Annotated in this window: 22 protein-coding genes and 1 pseudogene; 8 read left to right on the forward strand and 15 right to left on the reverse strand. The window is 61.2% G+C overall.

The annotated features are described in order from the left end of the window. The first annotated feature begins 6 nt into the window (after positions 1 to 6). From VGN93_RS10210 to VGN93_RS10220, 3 genes are all read left to right on the forward strand, one after another. Positions 7 to 687 (forward strand): GntR family transcriptional regulator, encoded by a 681-nt coding sequence (locus VGN93_RS10210; RefSeq protein ID WP_327507417.1) that lies wholly within the window; start codon positions 7 to 9, stop codon positions 685 to 687. A gap of 54 nt (positions 688 to 741) precedes the next feature. Then, positions 742 to 1770 (forward strand): proline racemase family protein, encoded by a 1029-nt coding sequence (locus VGN93_RS10215; protein ID WP_327507418.1) that lies wholly within the window; start codon positions 742 to 744, stop codon positions 1768 to 1770. 170 nt (positions 1771 to 1940) lie between these two features. Then, positions 1941 to 2624, forward strand: a complete 684-nt coding sequence (locus VGN93_RS10220; RefSeq protein WP_327507419.1) for a GntR family transcriptional regulator — start codon at positions 1941 to 1943, stop codon at positions 2622 to 2624. Between the two features lie 59 nt (positions 2625 to 2683). Here VGN93_RS10220 and VGN93_RS10225 read toward each other — a convergent pair whose 3' ends face one another. From VGN93_RS10225 to VGN93_RS10235, 3 genes and pseudogenes are all read right to left on the reverse strand, one after another. Continuing rightward, on the reverse strand, positions 2684 to 4330 hold the full coding sequence (locus VGN93_RS10225) for a choline dehydrogenase (protein ID WP_327507420.1): 1647 nt from the start codon (positions 4328 to 4330) through the stop codon (positions 2684 to 2686). A gap of 215 nt (positions 4331 to 4545) precedes the next feature. Further along, positions 4546 to 5853, reverse strand: coding sequence for a glucoamylase family protein (locus VGN93_RS10230; RefSeq protein ID WP_327507421.1), 1308 nt, complete (start codon positions 5851 to 5853; stop codon positions 4546 to 4548). Continuing rightward, positions 5850 to 6204: pseudogene (locus tag VGN93_RS10235) on the reverse strand (proline racemase family protein); the annotation flags it as partial. The gene VGN93_RS10230 and the pseudogene VGN93_RS10235, both read right to left, overlap by 4 nt. Positions 6205 to 6334: 130 nt before the next feature. On the opposite strand from VGN93_RS10235, the gene VGN93_RS10240 reads away from it, so the two are divergent. Continuing rightward, on the forward strand, positions 6335 to 7243 hold the full coding sequence (locus tag VGN93_RS10240) for a dihydrodipicolinate synthase family protein (protein WP_327507422.1): 909 nt from the start codon (positions 6335 to 6337) through the stop codon (positions 7241 to 7243). A gap of 196 nt (positions 7244 to 7439) precedes the next feature. On the opposite strand, the gene VGN93_RS10245 is transcribed toward VGN93_RS10240, so the two are convergent. The 8 genes from VGN93_RS10245 to VGN93_RS10280 are packed head-to-tail and all read right to left on the reverse strand — an operon-like array spanning position 7440 to position 16712. Then, complete coding sequence (locus VGN93_RS10245) at positions 7440 to 8579, reverse strand: fumarylacetoacetate hydrolase family protein (protein WP_414714080.1); 1140 nt, start codon at positions 8577 to 8579, stop codon at positions 7440 to 7442. Continuing rightward, positions 8573 to 9055 carry a RidA family protein gene (locus VGN93_RS10250; RefSeq protein ID WP_327507424.1) on the reverse strand — a complete coding sequence of 161 codons (483 nt, stop codon included), beginning with the start codon at positions 9053 to 9055 and terminating at the stop codon, positions 8573 to 8575. Before VGN93_RS10250 ends, VGN93_RS10245 begins: the two co-directional genes overlap by 7 nt. After that, on the reverse strand, positions 9052 to 10626 hold the full coding sequence (locus VGN93_RS10255; protein ID WP_327507588.1) for a GMC family oxidoreductase: 1575 nt from the start codon (positions 10624 to 10626) through the stop codon (positions 9052 to 9054). The genes VGN93_RS10250 and VGN93_RS10255 overlap by 4 nt, the downstream gene beginning before the upstream one ends. 58 nt (positions 10627 to 10684) lie before the next feature. Further along, positions 10685 to 11434, reverse strand: a complete 750-nt coding sequence (locus VGN93_RS10260; RefSeq protein WP_327507425.1) for an SDR family NAD(P)-dependent oxidoreductase — start codon at positions 11432 to 11434, stop codon at positions 10685 to 10687. 15 nt (positions 11435 to 11449) lie between these two features. After that, positions 11450 to 12199 (reverse strand): MBL fold metallo-hydrolase, encoded by a 750-nt coding sequence (locus tag VGN93_RS10265; RefSeq protein WP_327507426.1) that lies wholly within the window; start codon positions 12197 to 12199, stop codon positions 11450 to 11452. A gap of 18 nt (positions 12200 to 12217) precedes the next feature. After that, entirely contained in the window at positions 12218 to 13429 is a 1212-nt protein-coding gene (gene argE, locus VGN93_RS10270) for an acetylornithine deacetylase (RefSeq protein ID WP_327507427.1), read from the reverse strand. Continuing rightward, positions 13426 to 14337: an ABC transporter permease gene (locus VGN93_RS10275; protein WP_327507428.1), complete on the reverse strand. Its 912-nt coding sequence runs from the start codon at positions 14335 to 14337 to the stop codon at positions 13426 to 13428. The genes argE and VGN93_RS10275 overlap by 4 nt, the downstream gene beginning before the upstream one ends. 50 nt (positions 14338 to 14387) lie before the next feature. Further along, positions 14388 to 16712: an ATP-binding cassette domain-containing protein gene (locus VGN93_RS10280; protein ID WP_327507589.1), complete on the reverse strand. Its 2325-nt coding sequence runs from the start codon at positions 16710 to 16712 to the stop codon at positions 14388 to 14390. A gap of 30 nt (positions 16713 to 16742) precedes the next feature. Here VGN93_RS10280 and VGN93_RS10285 point away from each other — a divergent pair, with 30 nt between their 5' ends. After that, positions 16743 to 16868, forward strand: a complete 126-nt coding sequence (locus tag VGN93_RS10285) for a hypothetical protein (RefSeq protein WP_327507596.1) — start codon at positions 16743 to 16745, stop codon at positions 16866 to 16868. A 69-nt stretch (positions 16869 to 16937) separates the two neighbouring features. Here the strand turns inward: VGN93_RS10285 and VGN93_RS10290 are convergent, their stop codons facing one another. Beyond that, positions 16938 to 17972, reverse strand: coding sequence for a sugar ABC transporter substrate-binding protein (locus tag VGN93_RS10290; protein ID WP_327507429.1), 1035 nt, complete (start codon positions 17970 to 17972; stop codon positions 16938 to 16940). 82 nt (positions 17973 to 18054) lie between these two features. Between VGN93_RS10290 and VGN93_RS10295 the strand changes: the two genes are divergently transcribed. After that, positions 18055 to 18900 (forward strand): IclR family transcriptional regulator, encoded by an 846-nt coding sequence (locus VGN93_RS10295; RefSeq protein WP_327507430.1) that lies wholly within the window; start codon positions 18055 to 18057, stop codon positions 18898 to 18900. Positions 18901 to 18923: 23 nt separating this feature from the next. Continuing rightward, a complete protein-coding gene (locus VGN93_RS10300) occupies positions 18924 to 20195 on the forward strand; it encodes an alanine racemase (protein WP_327507431.1) in 1272 nt (423 codons plus the stop codon). Between the two features lie 212 nt (positions 20196 to 20407). Here VGN93_RS10300 and VGN93_RS10305 read toward each other — a convergent pair whose 3' ends face one another. Beyond that, on the reverse strand, positions 20408 to 21235 hold the full coding sequence (locus tag VGN93_RS10305) for an oxidoreductase (RefSeq protein WP_327507432.1): 828 nt from the start codon (positions 21233 to 21235) through the stop codon (positions 20408 to 20410). Positions 21236 to 21313: 78 nt separating this feature from the next. Here VGN93_RS10305 and VGN93_RS10310 point away from each other — a divergent pair, with 78 nt between their 5' ends. Beyond that, positions 21314 to 22240, forward strand: a complete 927-nt coding sequence (locus VGN93_RS10310) for an AraC family transcriptional regulator (RefSeq protein ID WP_327507433.1) — start codon at positions 21314 to 21316, stop codon at positions 22238 to 22240. 102 nt (positions 22241 to 22342) lie between these two features. Here VGN93_RS10310 and VGN93_RS10315 read toward each other — a convergent pair whose 3' ends face one another. Beyond that, positions 22343 to 23326: an aldo/keto reductase gene (locus VGN93_RS10315; protein ID WP_327507434.1), complete on the reverse strand. Its 984-nt coding sequence runs from the start codon at positions 23324 to 23326 to the stop codon at positions 22343 to 22345. Between the two features lie 140 nt (positions 23327 to 23466). Further along, a complete protein-coding gene (locus VGN93_RS10320) occupies positions 23467 to 24708 on the reverse strand; it encodes an alpha-hydroxy acid oxidase (protein WP_327507435.1) in 1242 nt (413 codons plus the stop codon). Positions 24709 to 24714: the final 6 nt, after the last annotated feature.

Genomic DNA, 24714 nt, shown 5'->3' on the forward strand with positions numbered 1-24714 from the left:
GAAGACATGACCCCCAATTCCCCCGTTATAAAACGCCACACGGTCACCGCGACCGTCCTTGAACTGATCAGGGACCGCATTGTCGAAGGTATCTATTCCGGCGGCCAGCAAATCCGCCAGGAAGCCATTGCCGAAGAGTTCGGCGTATCGCGCATTCCCATCCGCGAGGCTCTGGTCCAGTTGGAGGCGGAAGGCTTCGTTCAGATCCACACGCACAAGGGCGCGGTCGTCGCCCAACTGACCGTCGAGGACGCCATCGACATCTTCGAGGCGCGCCTCGTCCTCGAGCCCAGCATCCTTCGTCAGGCGGTGGCGAAGGCGACAGCGGAGGACATCGACCGGGTGCAAAAAGCGCTGCACGAATACGAGCGCGGGGTCGCCAACGACGCGTCTCCAGCGCAACTCAGCGAATTGAACTGGGCGTTTCACAAGGCGCTTTCCAGCGCGTCGGGACGCTGGCGGTCGCTCGCTGTCCTCTCGTCCCTCTACAAGTCGGCCGACCGTTATCTGCGCCTTCAGATCGACAATGCCGAGGCGCGCCGAAACGCGCTGGAGGATCACCGGGCAATCGCAGCCGCGTTCGTGCAGAAAGACACGGCGCTGGCACAGCGCCTGCTGGCCCGGCATATTTCCGGCGCACGAGACGATGTTACGAAAAGCCTGAATATGCTGAAAAAGGCGCCGTGATCCACGCCGATAACTTAGGACGCCGGCGGCATTCATTTGGAATAGAGGAAAGACATGCAACTTGATCGCGTTATTACCGTCGTAGGGGCCCATGCGGAAGGCGAAGTTGGCCGCGTGATCACCGGCGGCGTCCTGCCGCCCAAAGGCACGACCATGTTCGAGAGGATGCAGAACCTCGAACGCGATGGCGCCTGGCTTCGAAACATGCTGCTGTTCGATCCGCGCGGCAGCGTCAATGCCGCAGTCAACCTGATCACGCCGCCGTGCCGCGACGACGCCGATCTCGGCATGATCGTGATGGAATCGGACTATTTCGTCCCGATGTCGGGCTCAAATCTGATCTGCACGGTGACGGTGGCGCTCGAAGCCGGCATGATCCCGATGATCGAGCCGCAAACGATCGTGCGGGTCGACACGCCCGCGGGCCTGGTGGAGGTCATTGCGGAATGCAGGAACGGCAAGTGCAAGCGCATCACGTTCCGCAACATCCCGTCTTTCGTCATGCACCGCGACGCAACGATCGACGTCCCGGATCTCGGCCGGCTGCGGGTCGATGTCGCCTACGGCGGCATGATCTACTGCATCGTGGACGCCGAAGACCTGAACCTGACGCTCGACCGCAGCGAAGCCCGCCGGCTTGTGGACCTGGGGGAAAAGATCAAGGCGGCGGCAGCACGCCAGTTGCCGTCCATCCATCCCGAAAACCCGCAGATCCACACGATAAACCAGGTCGAGTTCGCGGGCCCGCTTCAGGTCGTTGGCGGGGTGAAAACCTCCAAGAACGCCGTGGTGGTCTCCCCAGGCCGGCTCGACCGCTGTCCATGCGGCACCGGCACGTCCGCCCGCATGGCCCTGCTTCATGCCCGCGGAGACCTGGCTGTCGGCGAGACATTCCGTCACCTCTCGATCCTCGACACGGTATTCGACTGCGAAATCCTCGAGACCGGCACGGCCGGCCCAATCCCGGCCGTCACGCCGCAGGTCTCCGGCCGTGCATGGCTTACGGGTGTCAGCCACTACGGCGTCGATCCGGAAGATCCGTTCCCGGAGGGCTATCGCCTGTCGGATACCTGGTTCGCCTAAGTGTTTACAGCCGAAGCGGCACCGCTTCGGCGTCCGCACACTGTTTTCGCATTTTCTGCGTGTGATTTCGGTGTTGAAGTCGATCTATCCGCTAAATACCGCCTGTCGGTTGCTTGCTTAAAGAGGGCTTTGTATTCAATATACGGGTTACACTTCTAAATGAGTCCGTAATGAAAGCTTCCCCCTCTATCAAGCGCCGCACAGTCACCTCGTCCGTCCTGGACCTGCTTCGTGACCGGATCATATCCGGCTACTACGACGGCGGCCATCAGATCCGCCAGGAAGCGATCGCCGACGAAGTCGGCGTCAGCCGCATTCCGGTGCGCGAAGCGCTGGTTCAGCTGGAGGCGGAAGGGCTCGTCGTCATCCATACGCACAAGGGCGCGGTGGTCGCGAAGCTCACGCCGGAAGATGCCGTCGACATCTTCGAGGCGCGCCTGATCTTCGAACCGTTCATCCTCGCCAAAGCGATGGAAAAGGCAACGCCCGAGGATGTCGAGCGCGTCCAGAGCGCCTATCGCGACTACGAGAAGGCACTTCTGGCCGGCGAAAGCCCGGCGATCCTCAGCCAATTGAACTGGGCATTCCACATCGCGCTTTCCTACGCCGCCGACAGGCCACGGTCTCTGTCCGTGCTCTCGACGCTCTACAATTCCGCTGACCGGTATCTACGGCTCCAGATCGACGCCAAGGCAGCGCAGACGAAGGCTCTTGAAGAACACAGCGCGCTTGCCCAGTACTTTGCCGATGGCAACAGCAGCGCCGCGCAAAAGCTTCTCAAGAAGCACATCGCCGATGCCCGCGACGACGTTATCCGCGGCCTTCAACACCGCGGCGCAAAGGTCGCTTCCTAGCCCGAATGTCGTGACGGGTGCCCGCGCCATCTGCGCGGACACTTTCCTGTCGAGACCGATCAGGCGGCTTCCTTCCGGCCCTCATAGGCTATGAACTGCGGCGCGAGGGCGGGAACACCTTTGATCCGATCCGAAATCTTCTCGGCGACCATCATCGTCGGGCAATGCAGGTTGCCGTTGGTGATCCGCGGCAGGATGGATGCATCGACGACGCGAAGGCCTTCAAGCCCATGCACACGGCCTTCGTCATCGACGACGGCCAGGTCATCGTTGCCCATGCGGCAGCTTGAGCATGGATGATATTGCGTGCCCATGTTTTCTTGCAGCCAGGCGAACACGTCCTCGTCGCTCCACTTGCGCAGACCGGGGAAAATCGCTTCGCCTCTGATCTTGTCCCAGCCGCGCTGCTGGATGATCTCATCCGTATGCCGGACACCGTCGATCAGGTTGCGGCGATCTTCCTGGTCCGAAAGATAATTGAGCACGATCGAAGGATGTTTGCGAGGATCTCCGCTCAAAAGCGTGACCGCGCCCTTGCTGTTCGGCCGGCCGAGGCAGACCTGATATTGGAAGCCCTCCTCGATATTGACCTTGCCGTGCATGAGTTCACCCAGCATGGGCAGGAACTCGTGCTGGATGTTCGCATAATCGACGCTATCGCTGCTTTTGAAGAAGGAACCGACCTCCCAGAGGTTTGTCGTGCCAAGGCCGCTGCGCAGGAACATCCATTGGGCGCCGATCATCGCCATCTTGAACAGGTTCATGTCCACGGCCGGCGAAACGCCCTTACGCGACGCCCGGTATTTGATGGATACGGCAACATGGTCCTGAAGGCCCTTGCCGACGCCCGGCAGGTCCGACACCGACGTGATGCCGTGCTCCGCGAGCTCGTGAGTCGGGCCGACGCCGGACAGAAGAAGCAGTTGCGGGGAGTTGAAGGCCCCTCCCGCAAGGATGACCTCCCGCGCCGCCCGTGCTTCGACAATCTGCCCCTTCTGTTCATAGCGCACGCCGGTGGCCCGTTTGCCGTCGAACAGGACCTTGTGAACAAGCGCGTTGAGTTGCAGCTCGACGTTCCCGCGCTTGATGGCCGGGCGGAGATAGGCACGTCCCCCGCTTGCCCTGATGCCGTTGTCGATATTGGCTTGATAGGCATGCACGCCTTCCTGGCGGAAGGCATTGTAGTCCGCATTCAGGGGATGGCCGGCCTGCTGTCCGGCCTCGAGAAATGCCTGGAAGGGTTCGAGCTCCGCCTTCAGCGTGGTGATCGTGATCGGCCCCTCGCCGCCACGGTACTGGTTCGCTCCCTTGTCGTAGTTCTCGAGCTTCTTGAAATAGGGCAGGCAGTGGGCATAGGACCAGTTCGTCAAACCATCCTCGGCCCAGCGATCGAAATCGCGCGGATTGCCGCGAACATAGACCATCCCGTTGAGCGACCCGGAACCGCCGAGCATTTTCCCGCGGATATGGGGCACCATTCGGCCATTCAGCGCGGCCTCCGGCCCGGTGTCGAATTCCCAGGTGCGGGCCTTGTCCGTCAGCGGATAGGACATGGCCGCCGGCATGCGCACGTAGATCGAATTGTCATGAGGCCCGGCTTCCAGGACAAGGACCCGGACGTTGCGGTCCTCGCCGAGGCGTGCGGCGACGACCGACCCGGCAGCACCCGACCCCACCACGATGTAATCGTATGTTTTAGTTGGCATTTCATGTCCCCAATTGACAATTCCGGTCAGGCTGGCCGCACCCGGCATGATTGATGTCGCCTTTTGTTGTAAACCGGTGGCATCCGCTATTTGTCACGGCGCGACCCGCTAAACCAAAAAGCATGAGCCATTATTGGATCCAATCTATTATATTCCGAAAGCTGCGTCTAGTGTCGACGCGGGGAAATCGCAGCACGCGGGAGCCCAGAAAACGATCAGGTGCGCGTGTCGCGAAAACCGAGCAGATGCAAGCCGCGCTGCACATCTGGAGCGCCCATGAACAGGCGCCAAAGCAGCCCTGATCTATAGTTTTCGATCATCGCGACGATAGGGCCTTGGTCGATTGCAAGATGCCAGGCCGAGATCCAGTTCTCACCTGGGGAAAACGCATCGGCAAAGCCATATTTCGACCAGAGCCGGCCATCCTCGTACGAAAGAAACGACCGAAGGGCAGCTTCCGCTTCCACAGGGACAAAGGGAAAACTCGAAAGAGCAGCGGTCGGCGACAGCACGCCGTGATCGTTGGCAGGGCAACTCACCAGATAGCCGCGCGGACCATCGGAGGCCGTCAGTCCCCATCCGTGCGCGCCATAGCCGCCGTGACCTTTCGGATTTCGCTTGCAGTGCTCGAAATTGATGCGCGCATGCGCGACGGCCTGCTCCCAATGATCGACATAGTCGTCACGGAGATTTCGAGGATCCAGCGCACAGAAGGAATATTGCGACAGGAAAAGCGGTCCGCCAAAAGGCATGCCGGCTGGAAGGGCATGACCGTAATAGGACCCTCCGTTTCGATGCCTGCCTTCATTTGCCCAGCCGACATGGTAGACTTCCGGATCGATCGGCGAAGATTCGGAACCTGCCGCCAGCACGTAAGCGATCAGCGCCTCGTTCCAGCCCGTGATGGGCGTGTTCAGGTGCCATTCGTGCTTAGGGCTCCAGTGCCAGTACAGCGACGGCCGGGCGCCGGGGCGAACGAAGCCCGACCAATCGACGGCGTTACAGAGACGATTGATCCGCTTCCGCAAATCGCTCTCGACCGGCGTATCACCCGAGAAGAACTCGCGGGCGCAGATAAGGCCCTGGATGAGCAGGCTCGTCTCCACGAGATCGGCGCCGTCGTCCCTCGGAATCCACTGCACGACCTTCAGCGTCGTCGCCCGAACGAAATGCGGGAAGGCGCCTTTGAATCGTGGGATCTGCTCAAGGCTGTCCACGATCCGGTCGATGCGGCGACATGCTTCCGGATGCGCGATCCATTGCCGGAACGTCATGACCACGATGGCCAGAATTCCGAAACCGACGGCGCCGATGGAAACGAGGTCATATGGGTCGCCCTGCTTCACGGGCCGGCGGTCGTAGGGCAGCGACGTCGCGTCGTTGGCGCCCTCGACGAAATAATTTGCATGCGCCAACTGGACAACGTCCAGGACATCCGCGAGCGCGCTTTCCCTTGAAATGTCGGGAAAGCGGGCCGCATAAGCCGGCTGCTGGGACGGAAAATGGGAGGAATGACGATTCATACAATCTGGAAGCCGTGGCGAAGCGGGTCGTGGTCATCGACAAAGATCGTGTTGTGCCCGGTCACGCGCGCCCATCCAGATACACTCGGAAGAATACCAGAGAAAGACCCCACATTGGCCGCGGCCTCCACGCGGCCAATGGAACATCGTGCCGATAATGCTTTCATGGACGAATGTTTCGCCGACATTGAGGCGCTGCCGCGCCACCAGTTGAGCCATTCGCGCCGACGATCCGGTTCCGCACGGCGAACGGTCAATCGCCTTTTCCCCGTAAAAGACCGCGTTGCGCGCGTTCGCCTCCGGATCATGCGGCTTGTCGCACCACATGACGTGCGAAACGCCTGCGATCCGCCGACCGGCTTTCGCCGCGGAATCAGGCGGACCAAAAAAAGTTTCACAGCCGGTGTGGACAGCATGATTGTTTAATTGTAGATTGGATCCAATCTTTCTTTTAAGGCCAACAGGACAGGATGGTTAGACTATGACGAAGTGGACAGGCGTGTTTCCGGCAGTGACGACGAAGCTGACGCAGGACGGCAAGGTCGAGATCGAACAGACCAAGGCGAGCATCGAGCGCCTCGTGAACTCGGGCGTTTCGGGCATTATCGTTCTTCCGATGCTCGGCGAAAATGCGTCGATGAGCATGGACGAGCGTGAAGCCGTCATTCGGGCCGCTGTCGACGTCGTGAAAGGCCGCGTTCCCGTCCTTTCCGGCCTCGCCGAAATCACGCTGGAAAATGCGAAGAAGAACGCAAAGCTCTACGAATCCTTCGGAGCGCAGGGCCTCATGGTTTTCCCGAGCCTTGGCTACAAGACGGACAACCGCGAGACCGTCGAATGGTACAAGGGCATCGCCAGCGCCTCGTCGCTGCCGATCATGATCTACAACAATCCGATCGCATATGGCGTCGACTGCACCGTCGACGTTCTCAAGGATCTCGTCGATGTGCCGGAGATCGTGTGCATCAAGGAAGAGACCGGCGACATCCGCCGCGTCACCGACATGTATGTGGCCTTCGGCGACCGGTTCAGCATCTTCTGTGGCGTCGACGACCTCATCGTCGAAAGCTCGGCGCTCGGCGTGACCGGCTGGGTTTCCGGCATGACGAATGTCTGGCCCGCCGAATGTGTCGAGCTCTTCAACCTGTGCGCCGAAGACCGTTATGCAGAAGCCCGCGCCCTCTACAGGATCCTGACGCCGTCGTTCCACCTGGACACGCATGTCAAGCTTGTCCAGTACATCAAGCTTGCCGAAAATCTTGTCTACGGCGCTCCGGAATGGACCCGCGCTCCGCGGCTCCCGCTTGTCGGGGCCGAGCGTGATTTCGTTGTCTCGACTGTGAAACATGCGATCTCCGCTCTCGCGGGTCGCACCAAGAAAGCGGCTTGATTTCATCCGAACAGACGCCCCTCGCCCGCCGCATGTCGGGCGAGGGTTCATGTTTCCGATCGCGTGCCGCGCCGTGCGGATCCCGTGCTCTGATCATCAGACCCAAGGCGATCCGGCGCTTTAAGACCACCTCGACTGCTCCTCTCGAGCCGCGATGGTCATTTCCTTCTAGCTGGTGCGTGGTCAGGCGGAATCTCTAGAGAAGGTTTCGGGCGGCGAGACTGCGCATGAGATGCGACGCTCCATATGTCCATGGCGTGCATTCTGTCGAAAGCATGACCCGGTTCACGAGAGCACCGAGCTTGTCGTTGCAGATCGTCACCACGTCACCGATTTGGTGCGTGAAACCGTGTCCCGGCGTACCGCGATCTTGCACCGGCGCAAAGAGCGTGCCGAGAAAGAGGACGAAGCCATCCGGATACTGGTGGTGCCGGCCGCGCGTCTGGGCGACGAGTTCGAGCGGATCGCGGCTGATTTCCTTCATCGAACTCTTGCCGCGCAGCACGAAACCATCCTCACCCGCGACATGCAGGTCGAGCTCCGCATTGCGCACGTCGTCGATCGAATAGGCCGGGTCGAAGAGACGGACAAAGGGACCGATGGCGCAGGAGGCGTTGTTGTCCTTCGCCTTGCCAAGCAGCAGCGCCGAGCGGCCTTCGATGTCGCGCAGGTTGACGTCGTTGCCGAGCGTCGCGCCCTTGACGACGCCCTCGCTGTCGACCACGAGCACGACCTCCGGCTCCGGATTGTTCCACCTGGAGCTCGGATGCAAGCCGACATCCGCCCCCGTTCCGACCGCGGACAAGACCTGAGCCTTGGTGAAGACCTCGGCATCCGGGCCGATGCCGACCTCCAGATATTGCGACCAGAGGTTTTCCTCGATCAATGCGGCCTTGACCTTCTGCGCGGCTTCGGAGCCCGCCCTCAGGTCGCGCAGGCTCGTGCCGATGATCTCCGCCACCTTGTCGCGGATGCTTGCCGCCCGGTCGGGATTGCCAGCGGCGCGCTCCTCTATGACGCGCTCGATCATGGAGCGGGCGAACGTGACGCCACAGGCCTTTATCGCCTGGAGATCGATCGGCGCCAGCAGATGAAGGCGTGAAAGGTCGGGCTGCCGGATGTCGAGCAGCTGTTCCAGCGCACCCACATCGCGACCCTGCGCATCCCGCAGGAAGGCCGCCGGATCATCCCGTTCAAGGAGGTCGCGAACGGTCGCGGCCTCCTTCGATGTGATATCGAGGACGCGGCCGTCGCGGATGGTGACCAGGATCGGGCCTTGCGCCTCCGGCGACCATGCCCGACCAACGAAGCAACCTTCATTGTAGCAGATCAAGATGTTCCCTCCGGCAGGATGCGCATAATTCCCTCGATCTCGACGGTCATGCCGTTCGGGAGAGAGCCCATGCCGACCGCCGAGCGTGCATGCTTGCCGCGGTCACCGAGCACGCTGACGAGGAGATCCGAGCACCCGTTGACGACCTCCGCATGTCGCGCAAAGTCGCCGCTCGCCCGCACCATGCCGAAGATCTTCACCACCTCGATGCGTTCCAGGCCGCCTGCCGCCTTGTCGGCGGCGGCAAGAAGGGCAAGGCCGATGTCCCGGGCCTGCTCATAGGCCTGTTCGACCGTAACGTCCTCTCCCACAGTGCCCGTGATCCAAGCGCCCGATGCCGTTCTGGGCCCCTGGCCCGAGAAATAGAGGACATCGCCACAGCGCCGGTAGGGTATGTAATTGCCGCCCGGGCTGAATTCCCGCGGCAGTTCAAGTCCGAGCGCCTTGAGGCGGCCGACGGGGCTTTCGGTCGTGCTCATTGTGCGTTCCCGTGGCGAAGGCCATCAGCGATCTTTTCACCGATCATGATGATGGAAAGGTTGGTGTTTGCCTGGCAATCGAGCGGCATGACCGACGCATCCGCCACGTACAGTCCACGCATGCCCCGCACCCTGCCCGTCACGTCGACGACACTGTCTGCATCATCGGCCGGGCCCATGCAGCAGCCCCCGGCCCCGTGCTGGGCATCGGAGGACTGTTCGAGCAGGAAGTCGTCGACCTGATCGTCCGTCGCCGTATCCAGCCAGGTCAACGGCAAATCGGTATTTCCGAGCAGCATGCGATCGGCGATGGTTTGCAGCGGCGCCTGCTTGCCGATTTTGCCCAGATGGCGATAGGCGAGACGCATGCGCTCCAGATCATTCGGATGATCCAGCATGTTCTCGTCGATGATCGGCTGGTCCTGCACCCGCGGCGACGACAGCTGGACGGAGCCTCTGCTTTTGGCTTCCATCAGGATCAGGTTGATCATGGATTCGCCGAATTGCGCGCGATCGGCTTCGACACCAACGCCACCGTGGTTCATTGCATTGAAGAGGATATCCTGTGGCGTGCCGCCGGCAACGCCGGAACTCATCTTGACGCAGCAATTCGTGTGGCGCGCATCGACATCGACGGCCTTGAACTGCGGTTTCAACTTCAGTTCGATGCGGCAATAGGGATGATCAAAGAACCGCTCCCCGACCGGAAGGTCCGCGCGAATAGCGATCCCGTGCCGGGCAAGCAGGGCGGCCGGCCCGATGCCCGATCGCTGGAGAATGGCGGGACTATGGATTGCGCCCGCCGAGAGGACGACCAGCGGCGCGGAGAATTCATGTCGTTCTTCGCCGACGATCGCAGCGACGCCCGTTGCAGCGTTTCCGTCGAAAACGACCGTATCGACCAGTGCTTCGCCAATGATCGTCAGGTTGGCCCTGCCGCGCGCAGGCTCGAGATAGCCGTCGCTGACGGAAACGCGTTTGCCGTCCCGGCTGTTGATTGCGAATGTGCAGACGCCCTCGGCGTCCGGCGCATTCAGGTCGTCGCACCAGGGGTGACCAAGCGCCATCGCACTTTCGCGCATGGCCTTGTCCACATTGCCCCAGCGCTCGAAGGGAGCCCTGTAGATCGGGATGGGACCATCCTTGCCATGATAAGCGGCGTCGACGGGATCGTCCTCCAGCTTCATGAAATAGGGCAGCACGTCGCGACCCGACCAGCCTTCGCAGCCCATTTCGGCCCAGCGATCGAAGGCATGCAGGGGGCCGCGAATGGCAATCTGCGCGTTGACCGCGGACGAGCCGCCCAGCCCCTTGCCGCGCCAGTAGATGCGATGGTCCTGTTTCTTGGTCCGCCGGGCCATCAGGTCCGTATACATGTAGCGGTCCTGAAAGTGTTTCGGCAGGATCAGGTTGAAGGGATTGGCGCTCTGCATCTCCGGGGGCTGCTCGGCGCTGCGATAGCTCGGCCCAGCCTCCAGAAGCAGGACGCGCCGGTCCGGATCCTCGCTCAATCGAGCGGCAACCACGGCACCGGCCGACCCGGCGCCAACGACGATGACGTCATAGTTCATGATGATATCCTCAAAGGTATGGCCGCCTGTTCCTCTTTTCGGCGGCGGTGACTTCCGATCAGCCCAGAATTTGCGCAAACATGCCGCCGTCCACGACGATGTCCGTTCCCGTGATGAAGCGACTTTCCTTCGTCGCCAGAAAAAGGATGGCAGCGGCGACATCTTGCGGTTGACCCGGACCGCCCGCCGGCAACACCCGCGAGAAGAGGGCCCTAGTGTCGTCGCTGTCGAAATTCGCCGCCGTGGCCGGCGTGGTGATAGGGCCTGGCGCGACCATATTGACCGTTATTCCGAACCGCGCGAGATCGACGGCCGCCGCTCTTGTCAGGAGACGAACCCCGCCCTTGCTCGCGACATAGGGGGCAGCCTCCCGCTCGGCGGCGAAGGAATTGACCGAACCGACCAGGATGATGCGCCCCTCGATACGGCCGGTCATCATGCGATTGGCGGCCGCGCGGCATATCAGGAATGAGCCCGTGAGATTGACGTCGATATATTTGCGCCAGGTCGCAAGCGAAAGCTCGTGAAACGGGGCGCTCGAGCCCAGCGCCGCTGCGGCATGGACCACGACATCGACCGCGCCCCAGCGGTCCACGACCCCATCGAAGGCAGTCTCGACGTCGCTTTCCTCGGACACGTCACAGGCGACTTCGACAAGCATGTCGTCTCCGTTGTCTTTCGTCCCGCTGAACGCACGGTCGAGCACGGCGACGCGCGCGCCTTCGCCCAGAAATGCCGCGACGGTCGCAGCGCCGATCCCGCTTGCGCCACCAGTCACAACCACGACTTTGCCGCTGAACCTCGTCATCTCACCATCTCCAAGTCACAATTTCACAAGCTGCAACGGTGCGGGCGGGCTCATGGCCCGGATCGCGGCGAGCGCCGCCTGCACATGGCGTTGTCCCGCCGAAACCGTGAACATTCCATGGCCGGGGAGCAGGCCGGAAAACGCCTGCGCAGCGATCGTCTGGATGCTCTTGCAGGATTGGCCAATGTCGAAATCGTAGGTTGCCTGGTAGATGATGCGCCCTGAATGAAAGAGCGCGTCGCCCGACACCAGAAAGCCCGTGCCCGTCATGTTCACCACGTAGGACATGTGATCGGCGCTGTGGCCGGGCGTCGGCAGCGCGGTTATCTGCAGCCTGCCGATTTCCAGCGTCTCGCCGGAACCGACAATCCGATCGGGGACAGGAGCCGTGTACCGATAGTCGGCGGGATAGACCCCGGCCCTGCGGGCCGCATCCAGGCTAATCCCGACCTCGCCTATGGAGAGGACTTCGCCCGTCGCGGCGCCGCAGACGATGCGGGCGTTGCCAGCCGCGCCTATCGCCGCCGCCCCGCCGGAGTGGTCCGCATGCCCATGGGTGAGAAAGACATGAGTGATGTCTTCGACAGACAATCCGTCCGCTTCGATGACGGCGCGTATCCGGCCGATATCCCGTCCGGCGCCGCTGTCGAACAGGACAAGTCCGGCACCGGAATCGAACAGATAACAATTGCAGTCGAGGTCGTCCGTCAGGGCGCAGCCCTGCATTCCGGATGCGACGAGATAGACGTGTTCGGCAATTCTCATTTTCGCAACTCCAGACCGCTAAACGGGCTCGGCCACAAATTGCGCGAGACGACGCATGAAGGTGAGGCATTGTTCGAGCTGGTCGATCGCGATCCACTCGTCCGCGGCGTGCGCCTGCTGAATGTCGCCGGGACCGCAAACGACGGTGCTGAAACCGGCCTCCTGGTAGATCCCCGCTTCCGTGCCGTAGGACACGGCGGACGCGTCGTTCCGATCCGCGAATTTCATCGCCAGAGAGACGGCCTCGGAGGTCGGCCACCAAACCAGAGGCGGCGTGTCATAGGCGACATGCGTCACGATCGAGGGGATCAATCCTCCGGCATCGGTGTATTGCCGCATCTTCTCCGCCACATGCTGGTCGAAAGCCTGTCTGATGTCGACGAGCTGCTGCGGAACGATCGGGCGGATCTCCCAGTCGAGGGTGCAGCTCGCAGCGACGATGTTCCTGACCTCGCCTCCCCTGATCGCACCGACATTGATGGATGGATAGGGATAGGGAAAAGCAGCGTCGGCCGCCTCTGCCATCAGTTGCTCGCCGATCACGACCAGTTCGTTTACGAGCTCGCTGGCGATCCTGATCGCGCTCTGCCCCAGATGGACCTGCGACGAATGCGCGGGCGTGCCGACGATCTCCGTCGTGAAGCCGACCGATCCCTTGTGACGATCGACAACGGCCATCGATGTCGGTTCTCCGACGATAATGGCTGCGGGCCGGATGTTCCTTCGCTCCAGGAAATCGACCAGTTCCCGCGCTCCCTGGCAGCCGACCTCCTCGTCGAAGGTAACGGCAATGTGCACCGGGCGCCGCAGCTTTCCCTGCTGGAAAAGATCGCTTGCGGCCATGGCGCAGGCGAGGAAGCCTTTCATGTCTGTCGTTCCGCGGCCGTAGACACGCGTTTCGTCACGCGTCAGCGAAAACGGCGGCTTCGTCCAGGTCTGACCCGTCACCGGCACGACGTCGATATGGCCGGACAGGACAAGACCCCCGCTATCAGCGTCGTCACCGAACGTGACCCAGAGATTTTCCTTCTCCTGGTCCGGGCTGCGCAGCCGCTCCACGCGCGCACCCTTCGCGGAAAGGTAGTCGCTGATGAATGCGATGACATCACCGTTCGGCTCGGAGCTGACCGATGCGAAGGAGACCAGCTTCGCCAGAATATCGATCGCAACCTCCAGGATCGGCTCCGCCTGGTGACGATCATGGTTTTGCATGGCGGGTTTGGGATTCACTTTGCATGTTCCTTAAGTATGCTGCGGCGCGCCGACAGCATCGCGGCGTCGCAAAGAAGGGCTGCGATGACCAGCGTTCCCTTCATGAGGTCCAGGCTGGAGGGATCGATGCCGACGACGCGCAGGGCGTTTGAAAACAGTCCGACGATGAGCGTTCCCATGACCACGCCCACCACGGTGCCCCGCCCTCCAAAGATGCTGGTTCCTCCGAGGACGCAGGCGGCAATCGCGTCGAGAAGCAGGGACTGGCCGCCGAGATTGGGCGTCACGATCGGGGTCCGCGCGATCAATGTGATGACCGACATGAACGTGAAGCCTGCCGCAACCACATAGGTGAGAAGGTAGATTCGGTTGACCGGAACGTTTGCAAGCGACGCGGCAGCCGGGTCGGAGCCGGTGGCATAGACGCGAAGGCCGAACCGCGTGTGGTGCATCAGCACATAGGCGAAAAGAACGACGAGGCATGCGAAGAGCAGCAGGACGGGAATGTTCCCGAGGCGGGTAATCCCCAAGAACTTCAGGGTGGGGTCGCTGAGAACATAGACGCCGCGCTTCGCCATCAGCAGGCTGAGACCCTGGATGCAGGACATTGTCGCAAGGGTCGAAACAAAGGCCGGAATGCGCAATATGCTCACCAGAGCCCCATTCACCAGGCCGATCGTCGCGACGGACTGAAGGCCGCCGCCCAAAGCGACCGGAAGGTCGACGCCCGCCGTCAGCAAGCTGGCGACCACGATGCTGCCCAGCGTGACCGCAACCCCCGCCGACAGGTCAATGCCGGCGGTTACCAGGACAATGAAGGCGCCGAGGGCCAGCATGAGCACGGGCACGCTTTGTGCCAGAACGTTGATCAGGTTCTCGGCGGTCAGAATGCGCGGGTCGATCAGACCACAGACGAGAATGGTCACCAGCAGAAGCGCGATCGGACCGATATTGGTAAGAAGCTTGTTTGACGCTTTCATGCCTGAGCCTCCAGTTTCGCGGGCGCCGAGGAACCGAAGGCAAGCTCCATGACCTCCTGCTCGCTGACGCCGCGTGGCAATTCACCCACGCTCACGCCGTTGCGAATAACCACGACGCGGTCCGATACGCCGAGGAGTTCGGGAAGTTCGCTCGAAACGAGCAGTATCGCCGCGCCCTTCGCCTTCAACTCGCCGATGACCTTGTGAATTTCAGACTTCGCACCGACATCGACACCGCTGGTCGGCTCGTCCAGCAGGACGATTTCAGGATTTACGGCCAGCCATTTTCCGATGACGACCTTCTGCTGGTTTCCGCCAGAGAGCGTCGCCACCGCCTTGCTCGGCACCGGCGGCCTGATATCCAGCTGGCGGATCAGGGATTCGGAAACCCGGCGCACGCCGCGCCTCGAAACCACGCCAAGGCGCGCCTGCCGCTGCATCCATATGAGACCAAGATTGTCGGCGATGCTCAGGCATCCCACGATCCCCTCGACATGGCGATCCTCTGGAATGAAGGCGATGCCGTTCTGCGCCGACATGCGCTGATCGCCGGGCTTCAGTGGCTTGCCGCCCAGCACTATGTCGCCGGAAACGTGGCGATCCACGCCGGCAATGCAGCGCAGGATATCGGACCGGCCACTTCCCATAAGCCCGGCCAGACCGACGACTTCGCCCCGTCGCACGGTGAAGGAGACGTTCTTGGCCAGCCCACCCGCCATGGCGCTGAGCCCGATCATTTCGCCGCCGATATCGGCGCCGCTCCATGGGAAGACGTTTTCCAGCTCGCGGCCCACCATCATGTGAACCAGCTGGCGTTCCGATGTGGAAGACAGGTCTGCTTCACCGACGAGACGACCGTCTCGCAGGACAATCGCACGGGATGCAAGCGCCTTCACCTCCTCCATCTTGTGCGAGATATAGAGCACGGCGCATCCCTTCGCCCTCAGCTTGGCGATGATCGCGTAGAGCTGGTCGCGCTCGCGATTGCTGAGTGCGCTTGTCGGTTCGTCCATGACGACCAGCCAGGCGGAGGCCATCAGAGCCTTTGCGACTTCGAGCATCTGCCGCTGGCCGACGGTGAGGCTGCGGACCGGCGCGTCCACATCACATGTCAGGCCGACCTCGACCAGGACCTTTTCCGCCCTGCGCCGCATCACGGACCTGCGAAGCCAGAACCCTTGCACCGGTTCGCGCCCGAGCGAGAGGCTTTCGGCGACGGTCAGGTCGGGCACAAGGCTGAAATGCTGATGAATGACGGCGATGTCCTTTCGCTCATCGTCTTCCCCGGCATCGCCGCCAGCAAACTCGATGGTGCCGTCACTTGCCTTGTGAACGCCGCACAGACACTTGATCAGGGTCGACTTGCCCGCCCCGTTTTCGCCCATCAATGCAACCACCTCACCGCTTTCAACGGTGAAGGAAATATCGTGCAGCACCTTTACGCTGCCGAAGGATTTCGAAATTCCCGATATGTTGAGACGGCGTTCGCCGCTGGCAGAAGCATTTTTTCGCGTGCCGGAGGCCGCTTTGTTCGTGGCAAAGATCTGCTGTGTCCAGGCGAGGTCCCCACGGGCAAGAACGGCGCCCAAAATCATGAGGCCCGAAACCATGTAGATGATCTGCTGCGAGACCTGGAGAAAGGACAGTCCCGCATTGATGGTTCCGATGGCGATTGCGCCGAGCATGGTCCCGGTGACCGAACCCTTTCCGCCAGCGAGACTCGCTCCCCCGACGACGGCTGCGGTGATGGCGGCAAATTCCAGGCCCGTCCCCGCGAGCGGCTGGGCGGAGCCGAGCCGTCCGATGCCGATGACGGCAGCCAACCCGGCGGACGCGCCGCACAGGATATAGGTGGCGGTCTGCGTTTTCCGGACGTTGATGAGCGACGCCTGTGCAGCGGGGGCATTGCCGCCAACGGCATAGATCGATCGTCCGAGAACAGTCCTGTTCAGCAGGAGGCTCCAGCCGAGGCACAGCAGAAGAGCAACAAGGAAGCCCGCGGGCAGGCCCAACACGGTGGCCTGGCCGGCCCACAGCATGGTTTCATTCGTCACGAGAATGCTGGATGCGTGCGAGACGCTGAGCGCGGCTCCCTTTGCGAGCGCCATCGTGCCGAGACTTGCGATGAAGGGGCTGATGCCGATCACGGCGATCAGAACGGCATTGATGCCGCCAAAAAACGCTCCGGCAAGGCACGCGGCGAGAATGCCCAGCACACCCGAGCCTGTCGCCTCGACCGTCATGGCCGCGACGATGCCGGCCGAGGCCATGATGCCGCCCACCGAAATGTCGATGCCGCGCGCGATGATTACCGCTGTCATCCCGAAAGCGACGATTGCCACGATCGCGCTTTGCTGGCCGATGTTGAGAAGGTTTGCCACCGAGAGAAAGGTCGGGTGCGCGAACGCGAACCCCATGATGGCGAGGCCGATCAGCGCGACGAGCAGGAGCTCGTCGCGCATTTCCGTCAGGACTGACAGCCGTTCAACCTTCAACGGGCCAAGTTCGCGCTCTTCTTGCACCTTGGTCACGTGATGATCCTCGCCTCAGTTTTCGACGCTCATCGCCGAGGTGGGCTGCTGCGGGCCGAATTCGCTGGAATAATCCACGCTGACCTCCTGGGCCTGCTGCGGCGTGATGTAGTTCAGCTTCAGTCCGGCCTTCTCCAGTTCTGCTGCGGATGCATCCGTCGCGATGAAATGGGTCGGCATGTAGAGGTCCCTGGGGAGCTCCTCGCTCTTGGAGAGGCGCGCCGCGACCGCGACGTTCCAGTAGCCGACGCGATAGGCCCCCGTCAGAACATCGAGAGACATTGCTCCGCTTTCCATCAGCGGCGCCATTTCGGCATCGCCGTCATAGCCCGCAATCTTCAGGCTCTTGCCCATGGTTTCCGCCACGGAGTTCGCTCCAAGGCACATCGTGTCGGAGATGCAGGAGAGACCCTTGAGATCCGGATAGGTGGTCAACCAGGTCTGGGCGATATCCGCGGCCTTCGAAGGATCCCAGCCGGCAGGCTGGATGCCGACGACCTTGACGTCAGGGAATTCCTTCGCAAGCGTATCGGTAAATCCCTTTTCGCGCGTATCCGAAACATAATTGCCGCGCGCGCCGATCAAAAGGGCCACTTCGCCCTTGCCGCCGATCGAATGAGCAAGTGCACGGGCGACCTCCGACATGTTCTGGTAGTCGGGATAGAGCGTTGCATAGTTGCCGGCGCCCTCGATCTTGTTGCCCATCGTTATGACATTGATGCCGGCGTCCTGTGCTTTCTTGATCACCGGAACGAGCGCGTTCTTGTCCAGGGGATCGATCAGGATCGCGCTGACCTTCTGGTTGATGAAGTTCTCGATAAGCGAGACCTGCTTTTCAGGGCTGCCTTCGGCGCTCTGCCAAGCCGTGGCGACGCCGTAGTCGGCGGCGGCCTTGTCGCCGGCCTCCTGCATGCGAACGAAGAATGAACTCTGCAGATCGATCGCGACGATGCCGATCGTCGCCTTGTCCTGCGATACCGCAGGTGAAACATAGAGGCCGAGACCAAGCGCGGAGGCGAGGATGACCTGGGTGAATTTCGAGATTGCCATAATTGTTCCCTCTGGCTGACAACGATCGAGACGGATGATTTTGTGTGACATCTCTGAACCGCCAAACTCGAGATGTTGACGAATGGCACCACATTTCGTTTCATATGTAAAGCTCATTTCTTATATGAAACGTGTATTGCCAAAAGAAGGAGATGTGATAATGTCTGACGAAACGACCGGCGCCGATAAATCCTATTCGGCCCCGGCCTTGGAAAAGGGGCTCGATATCCTTGAAAGCCTTGCGGAAAAGGAATCCGCCGTATCCCTCCGCGAACTCGCGGAGCGGCTCGGCAAGAGCAAGAACGAAATCTTTCGGATGATCCACGTGCTGATCGCCCGGGGTTACGTGCAACGCGACAGCGATACGGACGAACTGACGTTGAGCCCCAAGCTCTTCGCGCTTGGCCTGCGCACGCCGCAATCGCGCACGCTGCTCGAAATCGCCCTGCCGGAGATGCGCACGCTCGCGGAGGCGGTGAACCAGGCCCCGCACCTCGTCGTCCTTTACAGAGGGCGCACGGTGATCATCGGGTCGATCCCGACCAATTCCGATGTCACCTTCAATCTTCACCTCGGATATGGACGCGTCGCTTCCGAGGCCGCAAGCGGACGGGTCATCATGGCCTTCCAGCCGGAGGAGAAGCGTGCGCTGATGCTGAGGGATTGCCAGAACCATGGCGCGAAGCCATTCGACGGCGTCGCGATCAATGCCATCCTGGATGGCGTTCGGCGCCAGGGCCACATCCTCGGGAAAAGCACGGACTTCCTCGGGATTACGGATATTTGCTGCCCGATCCTGAACTTTGACGGAGACGCGGTCGCAAGCATCATCGTGCCCCATGTCGACCGCGTTTCGGACACCGACGACCTCACGCAAGTCCTCGATGCCGTCAAGCAAACCTGCGAGCGAATATCGCAAAAACTATAGCAGCCCATGGAGCTCCCACAGCAATGACCGACGCCGCCACCCAGTCAACGACCGTTATCGATGCCAGGTTTCGCGGCATACCGCCCGGCGTGGCGCTGTCCGGAGGGTCGGTCAGATCGAAAAACTGGTCGCCGGCGCGCGGCGACATGCCTTTGCCCATTCTCACGCTCGACAAGTCGGCATTGCTTGCGAACACAAAACGCTTTCTCGACTATGCGGATGATGCCGGGGTGCTGCTTGCTCCCCATGCGAAGACGCCGATGATGCCGGCTTTCGCACGATCACTGGTCGAACAGGGTGCATGGGGCGCAACGGTCGCCAATATCCAGCAACTCTACACGCTCCTGGATGCAGGGCTTACCCGCCTGATCTACGCCAGCCCGCCCGGCGGCGCGACGGGCGCTGCCCATCTCGTCAAGGCCATCAAGCCGTTTCCCCAGGCGGAAATTCTGGTTTTCCTGGATTCGGTCGAGGCCGTTAAAACGCTTCACGCGGCTATGGCCGAAAGCGACGACGTGAAAATCCGCGGCCTTGTCGAACTGGGTTTCGGCAGAACCGGCGCACGAAAACTCGAAACTGCCATCGGCATTCGCGACGCCATGCTTTCAACAAATGGAAAGATCGCACTGGCCGGCGTCGCCACCTATGAGGCGGCCGCAGTCCAGGGAGCCGACTATCGCCCGGCCTTCGACGAGCTCTTTCAGCTGGTGGAAGACACGTTCCTCGCCGTCCGCGACGCCGCCGGGAAGGAGACGTCGCTCACGATAACAGCGGGAGGATCGATGTATTTCGACGAGGTCGTCGCCCGGCTGGCGCCATTTGCGCGAGAGTACGGCGCCAGTCTCGTTTTACGCTCGGGCGCCATCTTTTTTTCCGACGACGGGCTATACAAACAGGCGCTTGAATCCGTGGCACGTCGCAGCGCCTCAAGCCAGGTAGCAGCGTCCATCAGGCCTGTGCTTTCCCTATGGGCGGAAGTCATCTCGAGACCGGAACCGGACCTTGCCATCTGTGGTTTCGGCATGCGCGACGCGCCCAATGATCAGGGGCTGCCGGTCATCCGCAGAGCCTTTCGCAACGGAGGCCAACTCGACATCGGCAGCGGTGCGGCGCCGGTTGTCGAAAAGCTGAACGATCAGCATGCCTTCGTGCGGCAAAGCGAACGCCTTTGCGTCGGTGATATTGTCGAGCTTGGAATTTCGCATCCGTGCACGGCTTTCCAACGCTGGAACCTTGTCTACGGGCTCGACGACGAGGGCATCGTTGATGAAATCCTGGCGACACATTTCGGTTGAGGCATATGCATACCTACGCAGGGAACGGCTTTACCCTTTCTGCGCTAGAGTATGTCTGGTTCAGTCTGAATCAGACATATTCAGTGAGAGGCGGCGGGCGTCAGTCGGCTGAGCGCCGGTTCGAGTATCGTCGCAAATATTTCCGGCTTCCCGTATGTTCTCGCCGAGACTAGTAGGCAGAGCGTCAATGGCAAAGGTCTTGATTTTTGCCGTCACCCGTCCGTCGACACTGTAATGCCTTTCCACTCCTCGATTTCCTGCTCCAGACGCTCGATCCGCGCGGTGACGTGCCTGAGGGCATCGCTGCCGAGCAGAAGTTGCGGCGGGGGGTTGTCGGACCCGATCAGGGTGAGCACGGCCGCTGCCAGCTTTTCCGGGTCGCCAAGCTGTTTGCCGCTCACGGCCTTTCGGGCCTCGCGTATCGGATCAAACAGGTTGTCGTAATCCGCGATGGACCGTTGCGTACGGACCATGGAGCGCCCCGCCCAGTCCGTTCGGAAAGAGCCGGGACACAGCGTCGTGACATGGACACCGAACGGCGCCATTTCCGACCGCATGACCTCGGAGATGCCCTGAAGGGCAAACTTGCTGCCGCAATAATATGCGATGCCGGGCATAGTGATCATGCCGCCCATCGAGGTGACGTTGACGACGAAGCCGCGGCGGCGCTTCCGGAACCTGGGAAGAAACGCCTTCGCCACGGCAACCGCCCCGAATACATTGACGTCGAACTGACGCCGCATCTCCTCGATCGGCGATTCCTCGAGCACGCCCTCGTGACCATATCCGGCATTGTTGATCAGCACATCGACCGAGCCGTGTTCGTCCTCCGCCTGCTGGACCACACCTGGAATCCGGTCGAATTCGGTGACGTCACAGAGGACGGTATGGAGTGCAGGAAGCGTCTTGGCCAGCATATCTCGCGCGGCTTCGGAGCGGACGGTCCCGATGACCGTGTACCCCGCCTGGATGGCGACCTTGGCAATGGCGAGGCCGAAACCGGAATTCGCTCCGGTGATGAAGAAGGTTTTGAGTGACATGCCCTGCAACTTCCTGTTAAATGTATATATGACAAATAATATTCCATATCGCCCAATGCGATTGCGATTACTCTGATAATGTTGCCAAATCCTATAAATTCCGGACGCCATCCATCCATGAAGGACCGGCTTGTCGCATTGGCCGGACCACTCGCAACTCGTCACGGCTACAATCAAACCGCACTCGGCTGCATCCGCATCCTGCGCACCGAAACCGTCCTTCACGACATCCCTGTCCTCTATAAACCGGGGGCCGTCTTTGTCCTGCAGGGACGCAAGCAGGGGATTCTGGAAGGAGAAATCTACCTCTACGACGAGGATCACTACCTCGCTGTCTCGGTGCCTGTTCCATTCCGGATGACCTCGATGGCCAGTCCACAACGGCCGTTGCTGGCCATCTATCTGGAGTTCGACATGCAGATGGCGGCCGAGATCGCCATGCAGGTTGAAAAATACGGAGGACCTATCAGCGAAAGGCCGAAAAGTCTTCTGTCGAGCAGAATTTCAGGCGATATCGAGGACGTCCTGCTGCGCTTGCTGACCGCGCTAAACAGCGCGGTTGATGTCGCTGTACTCGGCACCTCGATCCTGCGCGAATTGCACTATCGCGTCATGGTCGGCCCGCAAGGCGGCGCGGCGATCGCAGCCCTTCAGCGGAAAGGGACGTCCGGAAAACTGGTCGAGAGCGTGGCGTGGCTGCGCGAAAACTACGGCTCAGAAATCGCCGTCGCGGATCTTGCGAGACGCGTGGGTATGAGCGTCCCTTCCTATCATGTTCATTTCAAGGACCTGACAGGCTCCAGCCCGATGCAGTATGTGAAAGCGATGCGGCTCCATGAAGCGAGACTTATGATCGCCCGCCAGAGCGGGACCATTGCAGACGTGGCCGTATCGGTCGGCTATGTCAGCCCGGCGCAATTCAGCCGCGATTTCAGACGGCATTTCGGGCGTACCGCATCGGAAGAGGTGAAGTGGGTCCAACAGCACCTTGGAGAACAGGTTTGACCATTGCCACAAGGCCCCAGCTCTCTCTCGCAAGTAGGCCGCGTCGTCAGTATGGGCGGCTTTGCAATGAACCGTGGACGCCTCGGCACCTGCACTCTGTCGTCAGGAAAACCCAACGACAGAGTGGGGAATGTAGTTGATCTCAAGAGCCTGTATTTCCGCGGCGGTGAGCCTGACAGCCAGCGCAGCGACAGCGTCGTCCAGATGCTGCAACTTCGTCGCCCCGACGATGGGCGCCGTGATTTCGGATTTCGACAGGATCCATGCGAGCGCGATCTGCGCTCTGGGAACCTCCCTCTTCTGCGCGATCTCTGCAACTGCCTCCACGACTTGCCGGTCGGCGTCCTCTGTCACCCGCCTGTAGAGGCCTTTGCCGATCTCGTCGGTTTCGGAGCGATCGCTTTGCGCGTTCCAATCGCGGGTCAGACGACCACGTGCGAGCGGGCTCCATGGGATGACGCCAATGCCTTCTGCTTTGCACAGCGGAAGCATCTCCCTTTCCTCCTCCCGGTATAGAAGGTTCAGGTGGTTCTGCATGGAGACGAATCGTGTCCATCCGTTCGCCTGCGAGACGGCGAGCATTTTCGAGAATTGCCATGCGTACATGGACGACGCACCGATGTAACGTGTTTTGCCCGCCTTGACGACATCATGCAAAGCTTCCAGCGTTTCCTCGATTGGCGTCTGATAGTCGAACCGGTGGATCTGGTAGAGGTCGACATAATCGGTCCCCAACCGCTTCAGGCTGGCATCAATCTCCGAAAGAATGGCTTTTCGCGACAGGCCGGCCCCATTTGGTCCGGGCTTCATCCGGCCGTTGACTTTCGTGGCGATGACGACGTCGTCTCTCGCTGAGTAGTCCCTGATGGCGCGGCCGAGAATTTCCTCGCTCGTTCCATCGGAGTAGACATTGGCGGTATCGAAGAAGTTTATCCCCAGTTCAATCGCCTTGCGGATAAAGGGCCGACTTTGCTCTTCCGACAGCGTCCATGGATGACTGCCGCGGTCGGGCTCGCCATAGCTCATGCAGCCAAGGCAGAGGCGGGAAACCTCAAGTCCTGTATTTCCAAGGCGTGTATATTCCATGATTATCTCCCATTTTTGCAGCACGAATGAATATGAACGTGGCGCACGAGGCGGCGGGCCCTCCTCGTGCAATGCCCAAGCGCTTACCCGATGGGTTAAGTTCTGACGCCGCTACATTGCAAGGCCACGGAGACTTGATGTCATCTCATTCTTCCCGCGGAAAGCGTTCCAGGGTGGTCAATCATGAAGGTCTCAAGGTCGGCACGCTCGAGGTCGAGGCATCCGAGCTGCCGCATCAGACCAGCAAGCTCGTCGTTGAAGATTTCCATCACCCGGTGCACGCCGCCCTGGCCGAAGCCCGCCGCGCCATAGAGAAACGGCCGTCCGGCGAAGACGTAGTCCACACCGCAGCACAGAAGCGTGAGGAGATCCGACCCGCGGCGCACGCCGCCGTCGAACATGACGGGGAAATCCGCCCCGACCGTCTTGCGAATGGCAGGAAGGCAATCGATGGAGTTGACGGCGCGGTCGAACTGCCGTCCGCCGTGATTGGACACGATGATGGCATCCGCGCCCGCTTCACGCGCCAGGCGCGCGTCTTCGGGGTGCAGGATGCCCTTGATGACGAGGGCGCGCGGCCAGAGCTGGCGGAACTGCCGCAGATGATCCCATGTCTGCAAGGCATAGCCGTGTTCGATGGAGAACTTCGCGACCTCGAGCCCCGAGGCCCCCTTGGGAAGATAGGGCGCCCAGTTCTCCATGACGGGAAGGCCCCCCGCGAGCAGATATCGCAGGGTCCAGGCCGGATGGAGCAGGCCATCCAGGATCGCCTTCGGCGTGAATTTCGGCGGGATATCGATATCGTTGCGAATGTCGCGTTCCCGCTTGGCGGCCACCGGAATGTCGACTGTCATGACGAGTGCGCCGCATCCGCAGGCTTCCGCCCTGCGGATCATGTCGCGATTGATGGTGTCGTCAGCGGTCGTATAGATCTGGTACCAGAGGTTTTCGCCGGCGATCTGCGCAGCTGCCTCCATCGAGGAAACGCTGACGCCGGACATGATGTAGGGAACATCGAAGCGCTTCGCGGTCTCGGCAAAGAAAAGCTCCGCCTGCGGGCGGAACAGTCCGGAATACCCCATCGGCGCGATGCCCAGCGGCCCTTTGAAACTCCGCCCCAGCACGTTTTTCGAGATCGAGCAGGTGGCGACATCGCGCAGATAGCGCGGCATGAAGCGGAACCGGTCGAAGGCGGACCAGTTGTCGGAAAGGCCGCGCTCGTCTCCCGCGCCGCCGGCGATCCAGTCATACAGCATCCGGGGCAGGTAGCGCCGCGCCGCCTGCTCCAGATCATCGGTGTTCACGATCGTGTCGAGCGGCGATCTGGCCATTGTTCTTCCATGCAGTTCGGTTTGGGGGGCCATCCGGGCGGTGTCCCACACCGTGAA

The sequence above is a fragment of the Shinella sp. genome (assembly GCF_035998705.1).
GTDB lineage: Bacteria > Pseudomonadota > Alphaproteobacteria > Rhizobiales > Rhizobiaceae > Shinella.